This window comes from Arenibacter hampyeongensis, from assembly GCF_002909255.1.
GTDB classification, from domain to species: Bacteria; Bacteroidota; Bacteroidia; order Flavobacteriales; family Flavobacteriaceae; genus Arenibacter; species Arenibacter hampyeongensis.
Window position 1 is genome coordinate 782,393 of sequence record NZ_PIOB01000001.1, and the last position, 15,443, is coordinate 797,835.

General features: G+C 40.5%; 10 protein-coding genes. 6 read left to right on the forward strand and 4 right to left on the reverse strand.

Annotation, left to right across the window (positions count from 1 at the left end; genetic code table 11):
• Positions 1–299: 299 nt before the first annotated feature.
• From atpD to CWD91_RS03155, 3 genes are all read left to right on the forward strand, one after another.
• A complete protein-coding gene (gene atpD / locus CWD91_RS03145; RefSeq protein ID WP_103439470.1) occupies positions 300–1,808 on the forward strand; it encodes a F0F1 ATP synthase subunit beta in 1,509 nt (502 codons plus the stop codon).
• A gap of 77 nt (positions 1,809–1,885) precedes the next feature.
• Positions 1,886–2,164 (forward strand): F0F1 ATP synthase subunit epsilon, encoded by a 279-nt coding sequence (locus CWD91_RS03150; protein WP_103439471.1) that lies wholly within the window; start codon positions 1,886–1,888, stop codon positions 2,162–2,164.
• Between the two features lie 70 nt (positions 2,165–2,234).
• The gene (locus tag CWD91_RS03155) at positions 2,235–2,756 is read left to right on the forward strand and encodes a hypothetical protein (RefSeq protein WP_103439472.1); all 522 of its coding nucleotides are present in this window, start codon (positions 2,235–2,237) and stop codon (positions 2,754–2,756) included.
• 368 nt (positions 2,757–3,124) lie between these two features.
• Here the strand turns inward: CWD91_RS03155 and CWD91_RS03160 are convergent, their stop codons facing one another.
• The 4 genes from CWD91_RS03160 to CWD91_RS03175 all read right to left on the reverse strand — a co-directional run bounded on the left by CWD91_RS03160 (position 3,125) and on the right by CWD91_RS03175 (position 6,314).
• Positions 3,125–4,231 (reverse strand): Gfo/Idh/MocA family protein, encoded by a 1,107-nt coding sequence (locus tag CWD91_RS03160; RefSeq protein WP_103439473.1) that lies wholly within the window; start codon positions 4,229–4,231, stop codon positions 3,125–3,127.
• A gap of 80 nt (positions 4,232–4,311) precedes the next feature.
• On the reverse strand, positions 4,312–4,608 hold the full coding sequence (locus CWD91_RS03165; protein WP_103439474.1) for a putative quinol monooxygenase: 297 nt from the start codon (positions 4,606–4,608) through the stop codon (positions 4,312–4,314).
• 86 nt (positions 4,609–4,694) lie between these two features.
• The gene (locus tag CWD91_RS03170) at positions 4,695–5,804 is read right to left on the reverse strand and encodes a serine hydrolase domain-containing protein (RefSeq protein ID WP_157943705.1); all 1,110 of its coding nucleotides are present in this window, start codon (positions 5,802–5,804) and stop codon (positions 4,695–4,697) included.
• A 138-nt stretch (positions 5,805–5,942) separates the two neighbouring features.
• Positions 5,943–6,314: a VOC family protein gene (locus CWD91_RS03175; protein ID WP_103439476.1), complete on the reverse strand. Its 372-nt coding sequence runs from the start codon at positions 6,312–6,314 to the stop codon at positions 5,943–5,945.
• Positions 6,315–6,839: 525 nt separating this feature from the next.
• Here CWD91_RS03175 and CWD91_RS03180 point away from each other — a divergent pair.
• From CWD91_RS03180 to CWD91_RS03190, 3 genes are all read left to right on the forward strand, one after another.
• Positions 6,840–10,088 (forward strand): SusC/RagA family TonB-linked outer membrane protein, encoded by a 3,249-nt coding sequence (locus tag CWD91_RS03180; protein WP_239985627.1) that lies wholly within the window; start codon positions 6,840–6,842, stop codon positions 10,086–10,088.
• Positions 10,089–10,099: 11 nt separating this feature from the next.
• The gene (locus tag CWD91_RS03185; protein WP_103439477.1) at positions 10,100–11,968 is read left to right on the forward strand and encodes a RagB/SusD family nutrient uptake outer membrane protein; all 1,869 of its coding nucleotides are present in this window, start codon (positions 10,100–10,102) and stop codon (positions 11,966–11,968) included.
• 96 nt (positions 11,969–12,064) lie between these two features.
• On the forward strand, positions 12,065–15,373 hold the full coding sequence (locus CWD91_RS03190; protein WP_239985629.1) for a VCBS repeat-containing protein: 3,309 nt from the start codon (positions 12,065–12,067) through the stop codon (positions 15,371–15,373).
• Positions 15,374–15,443: the final 70 nt, after the last annotated feature.

The following is a 15,443-nucleotide window of genomic DNA, read 5'->3' on the forward strand; positions in this document are numbered from 1 at the left end:
TATAGGGTGCTTTTTTGTATAACTGATTTTATTTTTTTGTGTTTAAGTGAATATTAGTCATTATTTGAAAACTTTTTCATGTTGAATAGCCTTGGCTTAGAAAGAAGGAAAAGGTAATAAAGGGGTGGAAAGGAAGATTTTTTAGCAAATGAAAAAAGTATACATCAGTTCTTCCATAAAAATTAAAAAAACAATTTCTTTTTAAGAATGGAAAACATATCTTTGCAGCCTTAAAAACAAAGCGGTAGGTTGCGCTGTTTTTAATTTAAAGATATCAGTAAAACGTAAATACTCAAGTAATGTCTAAAGTTACAGGTAAAGTTTCTCAAATCATCGGCCCGGTAGTTGATGTTGAATTTCAGTCCGGAGCGGACCTTCCCAGAATTTATGATTCTTTGGAAATCCAAAATGAAGATGGATCACTATTAGTATTGGAAGTTCAATCCCATGTTGGTGAAAGTACCGTAAGGACAATTTCTATGGACTCAACGGATGGTTTAAGCCGAGGTGTTGAGGTAAAAGCAACAGGAAACGCAATCCAGATGCCAATAGGCGATGCTGTTTACGGTCGTCTATTTAATGTAATTGGAGATGCCATCGATGGACTTGGAAATTTGCCAAAAGCAGGTAAAGACGGACTTCCAATTCACAGGGATGCCCCTAAATTTGAGGATTTATCCACTTCTACGGAAGTTTTGTTCACTGGTATTAAAGTAATCGATTTGATCGAGCCTTATGCAAAGGGTGGTAAAATTGGTTTGTTCGGTGGAGCTGGTGTTGGTAAAACAGTACTTATCCAGGAATTGATCAACAACATCGCAAAAGGACATGGTGGACTTTCTGTATTTGCTGGAGTAGGAGAGCGTACTCGTGAGGGTAACGATTTACTTCGTGAGATGTTGGAGTCAGGAATTATAAAATACGGAGATGATTTCTTGCACTCTATGGAAGAAGGCGGATGGGATCTATCCAAAGTTGATAAAAAAGTAATGAAGGATTCCAAAGCGACATTCGTTTTTGGACAAATGAACGAACCTCCTGGAGCACGTGCACGTGTTGCCTTGTCTGGATTAACTATTGCAGAATACTTCCGTGATGGTGCAGGAGAAGGTCAAGGGAAAGACGTTTTATTCTTCGTAGATAACATTTTCCGTTTTACTCAGGCGGGTTCTGAGGTATCGGCCCTTTTGGGACGTATGCCTTCAGCGGTAGGTTACCAACCAACTTTGGCAACGGAGATGGGTGCTATGCAAGAACGTATTACATCAACCAAAAGAGGTTCCATTACCTCGGTACAGGCGGTTTACGTACCTGCGGATGATTTAACAGATCCAGCACCGGCGACAACATTTGCCCACTTGGATGCTACTACCGTATTGTCTCGTAAGATTGCCGAGTTGGGTATTTACCCAGCGGTAGATCCTTTGGATTCAACTTCAAGGATTTTGACTGCCGAGATATTAGGAAAAGATCATTATGCATGTGCTCAAAATGTAAAAGAGTTATTGCAACGTTATAAAGAACTTCAGGATATTATTGCCATATTGGGTATGGAGGAATTATCCGAAGAGGATAAATTGGCAGTAGGTAGGGCTAGACGTGTACAACGTTTCCTTTCCCAACCGTTCCACGTAGCAGAGCAATTTACCGGTATCCCGGGAGTTTTGGTAGATATTAAGGAAACTATTAAAGGATTTAATATGATTATGGATGGGGAGTTAGATCATCTTCCAGAATCTGCCTTTAACCTTAAGGGTACCATTGAAGAAGCTATAGAAGCTGGAGAGAAAATGCTTGCTGAAGCGTAAATGAGTAGGCAGTAATAAGTTGGCAATTGACAAGAAGCGATTGAATACTGAATACTGAATACCGAATACTTATAAATATGTATCTAGAAATTGTATCACCAGAGGCCACTTTGTTTGCCGGAGAAGTTACTGCAGTAACTGTTCCTGGAGTTGATGGTGAATTTCAAATGTTGGACAATCACGCCCCTATCGTTTCCCTATTACAGGAAGGAAAGGTAAGGTTTAAAGGAAACGTTGTTTTGGACGAAGCTAACGGAAACAAATTTTCCAAAGCTCCCAATGGCGATACTATCCTTGAAATTAGCAGTGGAACTGTTGAAATGAAGAACAATAAAGTAATTGTATTGGCGGATTAACAAAGATTAATGCCATTGACAAATAATCAAAAGCCATACGTTTCGTATGGCTTTTGTCGTTTTATAGCATATGGATAGGCGTAAAATTATCATTTCAGAAGGTGTTAGGCCCATGTGGCAAACCTTAGTGGCTTCGGCTTTTTATACCTTGACCCTTATTTTGCTGGTTATGTTCTTCTTTGGTTATGAAATATTCCCGGAAGTAGGATTGAATAACAGGTGGAATTTTAGGGTATTCTATATTGCCATTGCCTGTGCGGCCCAGGGAATTTTATTTTCGAGTGTAAAAAGTATTTATTTTGATTTGGAGCATCAAAAATATAAGGAAGAATATCGTGTGGGTCCTTTAGGTGTTGGTAGATGGAAAGCTCTTCCCGCCATAGAATACGTATCCGTTTTTAGGCAATTAAAAGCCAATGGTTCCTATACCTATGAGGTAAATTTGTGGATGAAAGGGAATAGAAATTTTACCATTTATGAAACCGGGGATTTGGCAACGACCTTTGCTTTGGGCGAGAGGACCGCCAAGGCTTTAAAAGTGGATTTATTGGATGCTACGGTGCCCAATGATTTTAAGTGGGTAGATCTTTAGTTTTTCTGTATTCTCTCCAATAGGCATACAACTTCCCAGCGGACATATTTGAATCTTTTGAAATGCGTTAGGGACCGCGGCGGCATCCCCGCAGCAACGCCAGGGATATAGCCAAGGGCCCGACCGACGAAGGAGGGAACGCCCAAAAAGAAGATAACATTTGGCAGTATATAGTTGTTTGGTTTTTAAAGATATGATCCCTTGTTTATTGTAATTTCCTCATTTCTATGTGCTTTAGAATATAATAATACAATGGATGTAAAAGGGTAATTTATGCTTGCCGGGAAGAGAGTGTTATGTATATGGGCCTAATATACAGTGAGATACGAAATTTTTTTATTTTTCCGTTATCCTTATTATGAGGACAACTAGTTTTTGAGCTGAATGGTGCGCTGCGATTTTGAACTTTGAACGGCAGCCTCTAATATTTCCATGGTGATCATATTGTTTTCCAAGGAATAGGGGTCGTAAGATCCAAGGGTAGTTTCCTCCCTAATAACGGATGCAAACAAGGCAAAGGGCTCATCATAGGGAGCATCCCTTTCCCCTAGTTTAAAAACTTCCTCTTTATAACCACCATAGCCTTCAGAAATCCGAACTCTCAGGTCATGGCGGTTATCGGCATAAATAGCACCTTTTACTCCATAGATTTCCATATCCTTACGGCCAATGGGCCAGTTCCATGAGGGTTCCAATATGGCCATGGCACCGTCATAGGTAAGTATTATAGTAGCATCATCGTCTACCTTGGGGTTGTTTTCGGGCTGTAACTGTTGGGTCACTGCAGTAACCGAATTTGGTCTTTTACCCTGTTGCAACCAGGTCATAAGGTTGGCCCCGTAGCATCCAAAGTCCATTATGGCCCCACCACCATTGAGTTTGGGATCGGTTAGGAATTCTAAAAACTCGGCACTTACCCCAATTTTTTTAGGCCCTTTATGTCCATCTCGCACAATAACCTTTCTAAGATCGCCTATTGTACCTTCATGGAGCAGTTCAAAGGCCTTTAGATTTGTAGGATACCAAGAGGTCTCATAATTGGTGAGCAAATGAATATTGTGTTTTTTGGCCAATGCCTCCATTTTTTTGGCATGTTCCAAGCTTACGGCCAAGGGTTTTTCTACCATAACGTGGATGCCTTTTGGTGCACAAGTCTCTACAATAGCCAAGTGATCGTAAATATTTCCAAAGCCTGCAACCGCTTCGGGCTTTACGGCGGCTATCATTTCCTCCATGGTATTGAACACCATTTCCATAGGAAAACCGTGCTTGTTGGATAGTCGCTGTGCCAAATCACGATTGGTCTCCACAATACCTACCATGATCACATCCTCTTTTGCCTCCCTGTTTAAAATCCACCCAACATGTCCATGGGACAGGCCAACGACTCCCAATTTAACCGGTTTTTTCTGTGCGAATGTGCTTGTAAGCGTTAACAAAATAACACAAAGCGATAGTGAAAGGGCGTTTTTCATGGTTATATAGTTACAAGCGACCACTTTAATTAGGCTTACCGTGGTCTTTGAAAGATACTACAATTTTAAATATAAAATGTTTAACTAACAGGGGATAATTGCCCTATAACTACCTCTGCTACGGCGCCTTCGGTAGCCTTTTTGTGCGCTGCGATATGCGCACTGTTGTTATGTTTTTGCCAATGATCATAACTGGTCCAATTTTCATAGAAGAAAAAACGATCAGGGTTTTCATTGTCTTGGTGCAGATCGTAGTTTAAGCAGCCCTCTTCCTTTAGTGTAGGTGGTATAAGTTTCAATAAGGCTTGTTTTACAAATTCCCTTTTATCCGATTTGGCCAGAATACTGGCAGTGATGGTCAATTGCTTGTTGCTCATTTTGTTTTAAATTTATTCTTTAAATATAAGGAACTCCTTTGGCTTGCCCATGAATATATTTTGTGACCTCAAGGCCGGTACATATCTTAATCCGCTTTCTTAAGTGTTCCCATTAGGCGTTTGCCAAGGTTATCTATATTCATACTATTTTTGTGAAAAGCCGAGATATTGGAGAGAATAATCACTCCATTTTTGTTCGCAATATCAAGTACCATGTTGGATCTATAGCCCCCAGTACCACCACTATGCATAACGTGTTCCTCTCCCGGGTTTTTTTTAATGGCCCATCCCAATCCCATATCGGCTTTATTGACCTGGAGGTTAAAGGTTGGTTTTCTGGTCAATGCCAGCGCTTGGTTTGAATCATTGAATTGTGCCCCGGCAAATTTTGACAGGTCGGCAACAGAGGACAAAATTCCACCGGCCCCAGCCAAGACATTTAAATCCCAGTTTGGAGTTTCCTTACCTGTAATATCCAGTCCCTTGACCAGTTTGTTTGAAATAAGGCTTCTATTGGTGGTAGTATTTGTCATTTGGTACTTTGTACAAATTTTAGTCTGGAGTAGGTTTTCATAGGAAGTACGCTCTATTTCACTCAAAACAAAACCCAACAATCCTACGCCTAGGTTTGAATATTCCGATTTCTCACCTGGATTTTGGTTCAGTTGTAGCTCTTTGGTCAAATAATGTTTTAACTTATTCTCGTCATAATCTTTATATGGGTTTTGCATGTCCACGGAATCCGGGAAAAGGTTGGTGGGCAGCCTTGGAAGCCCTGAGGTGTGATTGGACAGCTGTTTAAAGGTTAATGCTACACCATCTTTTAAAGGCCATTCCAAATGATCATTGATATTGTCATCCAGGCCAAGTTGATTGTTCACCACCAAATTTGCCAATAGGGAAGCAGTGAATACTTTGGAAATAGAGCCAATTTCAAAAACACCATCATGATTATCAACAGTGAAAATGGTATCGTTCTTACGTTCAATACCATAAAATTTAGTAGTCCCGTTCTTAATAATGGCAAAGGACAGCTGGGTATTGTTTGGGAAATCTTTGGCCTCCGCATAAATATTTTTGGATTGAAGTTCGGTTATGCTTTGGTCGAAATCTTTTTGACCGTTAATCGCGACCTTTTCTTGTGTACACCCACCAACAGTAATTAAGAGTAGAATTAATATGAAATACTTTTTCATGGGATGTTTATAAGCCATTTACGGCTATGGAATACATTCTTATAAATTGCATTGAGGGCTTAAACTATGCATTTGTCAACTGCTGGGAATTGGTGTTGCTTAAAATAAGGAACAATTCCAATTGGCCCAATTTTCAAATTAAACATGTTGGTCTATCAATATTTGGTTGCCATCGGGGTCGGTCAACATAATACTTGCGGGTCCTGTTGTTTTTAGGTCCGCCTCTTGTTCCAACTTTAGGTTATTGCTTTTTAAATGAGTTTGAATTTTTCTAACATCATCAAAGGAGCTCAGCGCATTGGCATTCTCGTCCCAACCCGGATTAAAGGTAAGGATGTTCTTGGGGAACATTCCTTGGAACAAACCAACGAGGGCATTGCCATTTTTCATGATCAGATAATTCATTTTTAGGTCACCCGCAAACACGGTAAACCCCAGTTTTTCGTAAAATTCTTTGGATATGGTTAGATCCTTGACGGCTAGACTAATTGAAAAAGCTCCTAGTTTCATAATTGTTTTTTAGGTGTTGATGTTCTACAATTCGATTGAAATATGGCTGGGGGATTACGGCGGGAAATTGCCGACTACACTAAGATAGTTATTTTCGGGGATTTATAGTAATACAAATCCTTACCGGTCAATAATCGGCTGACAGCGGTGTTTAGGCAGTTTTATTACCTAGGAAATAAAACTTGTTAATTTTTACCCCTAGTTTTAACAATTTACATTGTTTGTTAACATTTAATTCACTTATCTTAACAAAAGTTTAATATTTTTTATACATTTGCTTAGTAAGTGTTATTCTTACGGTTATTAATATGTTAAAATAGAATTGAAGTTGGAATTGGTAGCTTTAGTTTTAATATTCGATTTGGAATAGTGAATTCCCATAAACACTTTTAGAAAAGTACCTTTATTTAAATGGTTGTTAGACAGATTGTTTAGGGTGTTCCAGTGCCAAATTTAAAAAATAAGACATGTTAATACACTTTTTGGTACCGCTTATATTAACTAACTAACTAAACTTTTAACATTATGGAGAAAAAGACTTGGTTTTCTGTTCAACCAGAAATCATTCAAAGAAGGAAGCTCAAAATGAAGCTTTCGGTTTTGATGTTTGCCATGGCATTGTGTAGTGTGCATGCCTTCGCAAATCCTAAAATCGAAGCGATTAATTCAGTTTGGGCCCAACAAACCATTTCAGGAATGGTATCCGATGCTAACGGACCATTACCAGGGGCAAGTATTGTGGTCAAAGGGACTACAAACGGGACCCAAACCGATTTTGATGGTAACTATACCCTTTCAAGTGTTGCCAACAATGCGGTATTGTTGTTTAGCTACATAGGTTATAAATCTGTGGAAATACCTGTAAATGGTCAAACCACAGTTAACATTACCATGGAAGAAGATGCCAGTCAGCTTGAGGAAGTGGTAGTAGTGGGTTATGGTACCCAGAAAAAAGCAACTTTAACTGGATCCGTGGCTACAGTAGGCGGGGAGGCACTTGAAAAATCTTCTTCTCCCAACTTAGGTACTGCCCTTGCCGGTAAGGTTGCCGGGTTGTATATAGATACTGGTAATGCGGCTCCCGGTGCTGAAAATACTGGAATTAGGGTTCGTGGTACCAATACTTTTAACAACTCTTCTGCCTTGGTAGTAATTGACGGTATCCCTGACAGAGCTGGTGGTATTACAAGGATCAATCCTGCGGACATTGAAAGTATATCTGTACTTAAGGATGCCTCAGCTGCAATATATGGAGCTAGGGCTGCGAATGGGGTTATTTTGGTAACTACCAAACGCGGTAAAGTAGGTGCGCCGGAAGTAAAGATTACCAGTAATTATGGTTTGCAAAATTTCACCACAACCCCAGATATGTTAACGGGTGCGGAGTATATGGATTTAGTGAACCTTCTTAATGTTTATAAGCTTCCAACGGCTGAGTGGGCAGATGCCAATGCAGTTAGGGGAGCACCTTTCACCCGTCCTAATGGGGAGGTGTTAAACCCAACCTATTCTACAGATAGAATCCAAAAAACTGCCGCGGGTAATGATCCCTGGGCGTATCCCGATACGGATTGGATGAAGGAAGTAACCACTAGAGGGGCTCCTATTCAGCGTCAAAACTTACAAGTTTCCGGAGGTACGGAACATGTTAGATATCTTGCTTCTTTAGGTCACTTGAGACAGGATGTAAACTTTAAAAATGCTCCCAAGGGTTATACACAGTATGACCTAAGACTTAATCTTGATGCAAAAATTAACGAGCATTTGAGTATTAATGTGGGGCTTTATTCTCGACAAGAAGAAAATTATACGGCCACCAATGAACCAGGAAACGTATTTAATGATCTGGTAAGGCAATATCCTTGGTTTCCGGCATTCTGGCCTTCAGGCGAATATGGACCAGATATAGAAAATGGAAACAACCCGGCCATTCGGGTTACCGATGGCCCTGGTTACACTGACAGGAATACTAATTTCGTTCAGAGTAACATCGGAATCAACTTTGAAGTTCCAGGAGTAGAGGGTCTTCAATTGATGAGTACTATTTCCTATGATAAAATGAATTTCGATTACAAAAACTGGAATCGCCCATGGACACTTTACACTTGGGATGGGGTCAATAGAAATTCTTCAGGTCTTACAGCGGCACAACGTGGTCCAGGTGATCCAAGTTTGAATCAGCAACATACGACATTGACCGATTTTACTGCTTCTTTAAATGCCTCTTACGAAAAGGAATTTGGCGATCATTACTTTAAATTGCTTGCTGGGGTTACCCGTGAAGAATCTGAGCAAAGTTTCTTTGGGGCCTTTAGAAGGTTTTTCCTTTCCAGTGATCTTGCACAATTGGACCTAGGGGGTAATGAGGGGCAAAATAGCTTTGGTAGTGGTTATGAGACCGCTCGTTTAAACTATTATGGTCGTTTAAATTACACCTACAAGGATAAGTATTTACTGGAAGGTCTATTTAGATATGATGGTTCTTACCTATTCCCTAAAAACAATCGTTTTGGGTTTTTCCCAGGAGTATCTGCAGGTTGGGTGGTATCAGAGGAATCCTTCTTTAAAAAGGGCTTGCCATTTATTAATTTCTTGAAGTTCAGAGGTTCTTGGGGTGAGTTGGGTAATGATAATGTTGAACCTTTTCAGTATATTGCAACATATGAATTGTCGGCTACAGGTTTAGGTCCTGTATATACAACTGCATACGAGAACAAAGTGGCTAATCCCAATATTTCATGGGAAACCGCTACCTCAAGAAACGCAGGTTTTGATTTAAGAACCTTGAATAACAAGTTATCACTTGGGTTCGATATTTACAAAAACTCAAGATCCGATATTTTGACCACGCCACAAAAGACCTTACCACAGTACAGTGGTATTGCTGCACCGGCGATAAATATAGGGGAATTTGAAAATACTGGTTATGAAATTACTATGGGACTAAATGGAGCAAATGATTCTGGTTTCAGTTATAACCTAACGTTTAACTTTAGTGATTCCGACAATAAATTGGTGTTCTTTGATGAGCCTGATTTGGCGGATCGTCCTTGGCAGCGTGAAACTGGTGGGGAGATTGGACGACCACTTCGTTATAAATTCGACGGGGTTTTTCGTTCCCAAGCTGAAATTGATTCCGAATCCTTGGATTACAGTGGGGTAACACCCGCCCTTAAACCAGGTGATGCCCGAGTGTTGGATATTAGTGGCGATGGAAAAATAGGTCCTGAAGATAGAACTAGGGTTGGGGGAAGTGCTTTTGCAGATACCCAATTTGGATGGAATACTGCCATAAATTATAAGAACTTGGACTTTAATATGTACTGGACAGGTTCGGCAGGAGGATATAATACCTATGAGTGGAGTTTTATGTCAGGTACCCTTGCCAATGTTCAACGAGATGTTCGTGATCGTGCATGGTCTATTGATAATCCAAATGCTTATGGTCCAAGATTGGCGGATCGTGGAGATCAATGGTATTCCGGACAAACGGATGCCTTTCTTATTACAAGGGATTTTGTGAGATTAAAAACTTTGGAATTAGGTTATAGTCTGGATAAAGATCTGATTAGTCAATTTGGGGTAAAAAGTTTACGTATTTCTGTGTCAGGTACCAACTTGATAACGATTACCGACTTTCCTTTTGATCCAGAGGTATCCCAGGGCGGGGTTGACGTGGGTAATACCCGAGAAGCCAGTGGTGGAGCGGTCAATAATGGTGGTGCATACCCTATGTTGAGAACAATTATGACTGGATTGCAATTAACTTTTTAAAAAATACTGAAATGAAGAAGAATATTTTAAAAATTACAGCCATTTTGGCCTTCGGATTTCTGCTTGTGGGTTGTAACGAGGATTTCCTGGAAACTACACCACTAGGTGAAGTAGCGGAAGGCAATGTATGGTCAGATCCAAAACTTGCCGAAGCAGCTGTTTTAGATTTGTACCAAGGTACATGGGCAGGTACACTTACCCGTGAGGAGACTACAGATGCCTTTACCGATCAGGCCGTTTTTACACATCCAGGTAGGGGTGTGGATGGTTATACGGAAGGTAAAATGAACCCTGCTGGTAACTTTATGGACATGCAGTGGTTTAGTTGGCCGGAATTATATCCGTTCATAAGAAGCGCCAATATCGCTATTGCAAGACTTACCGTCAATGAGGCGGGAATGGAAGCAACTTTGGTAAATCGCTTGCTTGGGGACGCGTATTTTATGAGAGGCTACTATTATGCCCAATTGATGAGACAATTCGGAGGGGTAGTTTTGTTAACGGACCCTTTAACATTGGATAGTGAAGCCAACAATCCACGAGGCACATTTGCGGAAACGGTAGATTTAATTTTATCGGATTTGGATAGAGCAATTGATTTGCTTGAAGATGCGCCTAGAGATCCTTCTAGAGCGGATAAGATTACCGCTTTGGCGATGAAGTCTAGGGTATTGACCCATGTGGCAAGTGATTTGTACGAGCCCTCCAAAAATTCTGGTGTACCCACTATTGCCAGTTATAGTAATCCGGAATTGATCGGATGGACAAGTGGTTCACAATTGCAACGATGGGAAGCAGCCAAGGTTGCCTCCAAAGCATTATTGGATGCCACTACTGGTTACAAATTGGATTATACTTCTCCAGCTTCTCAAGCAGAAGCCATTCAAAATTATGAAGATATCTGGCTTCAGGGAGATCAGAACCAAGATTTTATTTGGGGAAGATTAGTTGAGGAATTTGGCTTTGGTTCCAGGACTTATCCAGGTGGTAATGAATGGTCCCAAGGACCAGGAATGGTGGCCTTGTACCATGGTCCCAACGGGTATCATGAATGGGCGGGAACTACGCCTACTGAGGCATTGGTTTCCAAATACGATTTTGCGGACGGGACCAAGTTCGATTGGAACAATCCTGCACATGCAGCAGCTCCTTACGATAACCGTGAGGCCCGTTTTTATTCCACTTTCCTTTACGATGGTGGAGGTTGGAAGAACAGGACCGATGACGTTGTTAAATTTGATAAATTCAATGAAATCCAAACTGGCTATTATACTTTGACAGATGGTACCATTATAAATGGTGTTGACACTCGTCAAGGTCCTATAGAGGATTGGAACGGTTCCAGAACAGGGTATTACTTCAGAAAATTTTCGGATCCCAGGACTCCTGCTTCATGGCCCAATGACCTTCAAAAGGTAGATGCTCCGTATATACGTTATACCGAGGTACTGCTAAACTATGTGGAGGCCAATATCAATACCAATGACGAAGGGGAAGCCATTACCTGGTTGAATAAACTCCGTTTTAGAAATGGCCTTCCGGCAGTAACGGCATCGGGTTCAGCACTATTGGAACTCTACAAAAGAGAACGTGACAAGGAATTGGTCAATGAAGACGCTAGACTATTTGATATGAAGCGATGGTTGGAAGGTCCACAATCCTTGAACAAGCAGGTGCAACAAATATTGATTCAGGCTACACAAAAGCCGGGTACTACTGTAACGGATTACAGAAAGGATACTGCTAAATTTGACTATCTTTATAGGCCGACTGATATTGTTTTTGAGAATAGAATTTGGCAGAACCACGTTTATTTTATGCCTATTAAACAGGAAGAGATCGACAAAGATCCTTCTATAATCCAGAATCCAGGCTATTAATAATTACAAATATTAATTAACATTTAAATTGAATAACCCTTAGCGCTTATGTGCGGGGTTATTCTTATTTTAGGGATGTTATGTCAATACCGATTTATGATGCAAAGATTTAGTTTTTTTATTTTATTGGCACTGTCATTATTATCATGTGAGCCACAGCCAACCCAATTATTCTCCAAGCTTGATGCGGCCAAGACCGGAGTGGACTTTAAAAATAAACTCACAGAAACACATAAGTATAACTACTTTACCTATCCTTATATGTATTTGGGGGGTGGCGTTTCTTTGGGAGACGTGAACAATGATGGTTTGGAAGATATTTTTTTTACCGGGAATATGGTGGCCAATAAACTCTATTTAAACAAGGGCGATCTAAAATTCGAGGATATTTCAGAAAGTGCAGGAATAACTGGTGACGAACGCTGGTATTCCGGGACTACCTTCGTAGATATAAATCAGGATGGATTTTTGGATATCTATTGCTCTGTAGGCGGAAAAAATGGCCCCAACAATAATGTGCTCTACATTAATAATCAAGATAATACATTTACGGAAAAAGCTGCAGAATACGGAATAGACTGTGACGGTATAAGTATGCAGTCAACCTTTTTTGATTATGATAAGGACGGTGATCTGGACTTGTATGTAATTAATTATCCCCCTACCAGTTTTACGGCCCCTGTTGAATACTACCAGTATATGCTGGACAATCATGAAATAAAGGATTCGGATAGACTTTATCGCAATGATGATGGTCATTTTACGGACGTAACGGTGGAGGCAGGCTTAAGTTCCTTTGGCCTTAGTTTGGGAGTTGTGGCCTCTGATGTTAATAATGATGGTTACACAGATATATTTGTTTCCAACGATTTTAATGCGCCCGACTTTTTATTTATAAATAATCAGGATGGGACCTTTACCAATCAGATCAATACCAGTTTACAGCAAATCTCCTTTTTTGGGATGGGCGCTGATATTGCGGATTTCAATAACGATGGTCTTATGGATATCTTTCAGTTGGATATGTCCGCCGAGGACAATTTCCGATCCAAGGCCAATATGTCCTCCATGGATCCGGCTGCATTTTATAAGTCGGTAAATGTTGGTCTGCACCATCAATACATGCAGAATTCCATGCAAATGAATAATGGAAATGAGGAGGGCGAGCTTCCTTTGTTCAGTAATGTTTCCCGCTTGGCAGGGGTTTCCTCTACGGACTGGAGTTGGGGAGGCCTAATGGCCGATTTTGATAATGATGGATGGAAAGATCTCTTTATTACCAATGGCATCCGCAGGGATGTCAACAACAAGGATTTTTATGCAAAGTATAGGGAGTTTTTTAATAAGATGGAAAAAGATCCCAATTACAAAAACAAGGAAGAAGAGGTTGAACTGTTAAAGTATTTGGAAGAGTTGCCCTCGGAAAAATTGAGCAATTATATGTTCCAGAACAACAAGGACCTTACTTTTACCAAGAAAACCGATGAATGGGGCTTTCAGGAAAAAACATTCTCCAATGGCGTAGCCTATTCCGACTTGGATAATGACGGTGATCTGGACCTGGTTATCAATAATTTGGAAGATACGGCGAGTATTTATCGCAACAATTCCACTGGCAGTAATCAATTGACCCTGGATCTTAAGGGGCAAGGAAAAGTTTTGCCCAATGGAAGTAAGGTTTCCCTTTATACATCAGATGGATTACAGGTTCAGGAATACAACACGGTTAGAGGCTATTTGTCATCCGTTTCGCCATTACTCCATTTTGGCCTTGGAACGGTGCAGCAGGTGGACAGTATCTTGGTGGCTTGGCCTAATGGATCAACCACCAAACTGGATGAAATTAAGGCGAATCAAAGGCTAACCATAAACTACCATGATGCGAAGTTGGTAAGTTCCCATAAATCCGGAAATAGGGCTGTAAAGCAATTTGAAACCGTTGATACCCCGGATATATTTAAGCACAATGAGAATGTCTTTAACGATTTTGGGGTGGAGGTGTTATTGCCCCACAAGAATTCTACTTTGGGACCTGCACTTGCTACCGGGGATTTAAATGGAGATGGATTGGACGATTATATTGTTGGGGGAGCAGTAGGACAGAATGTAGCGGTGTTCCTGCAAAATGCTTCCGGGGAATTCTCCGAACTTGTTATTCCGGATCTAATGGAAGATAAGTACTATGAAGACCTAGGGATATTAATTTTTGATGCGGACAAGGATGGGGATAACGACTTTTACATTGCCAGTGGCGGTAACGAGTTTAAGCCCAATTCCTTGGGATATGAAGATCGTTTTTATGAGAACATGGGCAATAATAAATTTCGACGCAATAAGGAGGCCATTCCGGATACCAAAATAAGTGGTTTAAATGTTTCTGCCTCCGATTTTGATAAGGATGGGGATTTGGATCTCTTTATAGGAGGTAGGCTTGTTCCCAAAAAATACCCATATCCTGCGGATTCTTATATTTTGGAAAATGTGAGCACGCCAGAGGGTGTGAAATTTGTGGATGTTACGGATAAAATTTTTCCAGATTTAAAATCTTTGGGCCTAGTAACCTCCTCCAGTTGGATCGACTTTGATAAGGACGGCTGGGAAGACTTGGTAATTGTAGGGGAGTGGATGCCGATCAAATTCTTTAAGAATGTAAAAGGCGTTTTTGAAGATGTATCTGACCAACTATTGCAAGGCAATACCTCAGGCTGGTGGTTCTCGGTTGAAAAGGGAGACTTTGACAATGATGGGGACCAAGATTTAGTGGTTGGTAATTTGGGCAAAAATTATAAGTATCAAGCCAGTGAAAAATCGCCATTTAAAGTGTATTTGAATGATTTTGACAGCAATGAAACTTCAGATATAGTACTGAGCTACAAAAAGGGGGACAAGGAATTTCCATTACGGGGGCGCCAGTGTTCTTCCCAACAAATGCCAGCAATAAAGGTGAAGTTCCAAGATTACAATTCGTTCGCAAGCGCAACATTGAATCAAATTTATACCGATAAATTACTTGGGGAATCACTGAGTTATGAAATTACTTCGTTCGCCAGTATTTACTTGGAGAACAATAATGGAAAATTTACGGCAAGGCAATTGCCCCAGATGGCACAGATATCCAGTATAAATAAATTTGTTGTAGACGACCTCAATGAAGATGGTAAATTGGACATTGTTTTGGCAGGTAACTTGTATAATAGCGAGGTGGAAACCCCTAGGAACGATTCCAGTTTTGGCCTTTACCTCCAAGGTGACGGCAGCGGAAATTTTATACCTAAATCCATGATGGAATCAGGTTTAAAAATTGTGGGTGATGTTCGCGGTATGGAACTGTTATCCGTAAAAGGTCAGAAACATATTTTGGTGGCCAAAAATGATGATTTATTACAGATGATAAAAGTGAATTAAGGGTCGGCATTTCAACTAATGCCGACCACTAATAAAATGGTGTTCGGATTATTATAGTATACCAAAGAAA

What these genes read in the sequence shown, in the direction of transcription:
- atpD (WP_103439470.1), top strand. Translation starts at nt 300, where the DNA reads ATGTCTAAAGTTACAGGTAAAGTTTCTCAAATCATCGGCCCGGTAGTT.
- CWD91_RS03150 (WP_103439471.1), top strand. Translation starts at nt 1,886, where the DNA reads ATGTATCTAGAAATTGTATCACCAGAGGCCACTTTGTTTGCCGGAGAA.
- CWD91_RS03155 (WP_103439472.1), top strand. Translation starts at nt 2,235, where the DNA reads ATGGATAGGCGTAAAATTATCATTTCAGAAGGTGTTAGGCCCATGTGG.
- CWD91_RS03160 (WP_103439473.1), bottom strand. Translation starts at nt 4,231, where the DNA reads ATGAAAAACGCCCTTTCACTATCGCTTTGTGTTATTTTGTTAACGCTT.
- CWD91_RS03165 (WP_103439474.1), bottom strand. Translation starts at nt 4,608, where the DNA reads ATGAGCAACAAGCAATTGACCATCACTGCCAGTATTCTGGCCAAATCG.
- CWD91_RS03170 (WP_157943705.1), bottom strand. Translation starts at nt 5,804, where the DNA reads ATGAAAAAGTATTTCATATTAATTCTACTCTTAATTACTGTTGGTGGG.
- CWD91_RS03175 (WP_103439476.1), bottom strand. Translation starts at nt 6,314, where the DNA reads ATGAAACTAGGAGCTTTTTCAATTAGTCTAGCCGTCAAGGATCTAACC.
- CWD91_RS03180 (WP_239985627.1), top strand. Translation starts at nt 6,840, where the DNA reads ATGGAGAAAAAGACTTGGTTTTCTGTTCAACCAGAAATCATTCAAAGA.
- CWD91_RS03185 (WP_103439477.1), top strand. Translation starts at nt 10,100, where the DNA reads ATGAAGAAGAATATTTTAAAAATTACAGCCATTTTGGCCTTCGGATTT.
- CWD91_RS03190 (WP_239985629.1), top strand. Translation starts at nt 12,065, where the DNA reads ATGATGCAAAGATTTAGTTTTTTTATTTTATTGGCACTGTCATTATTA.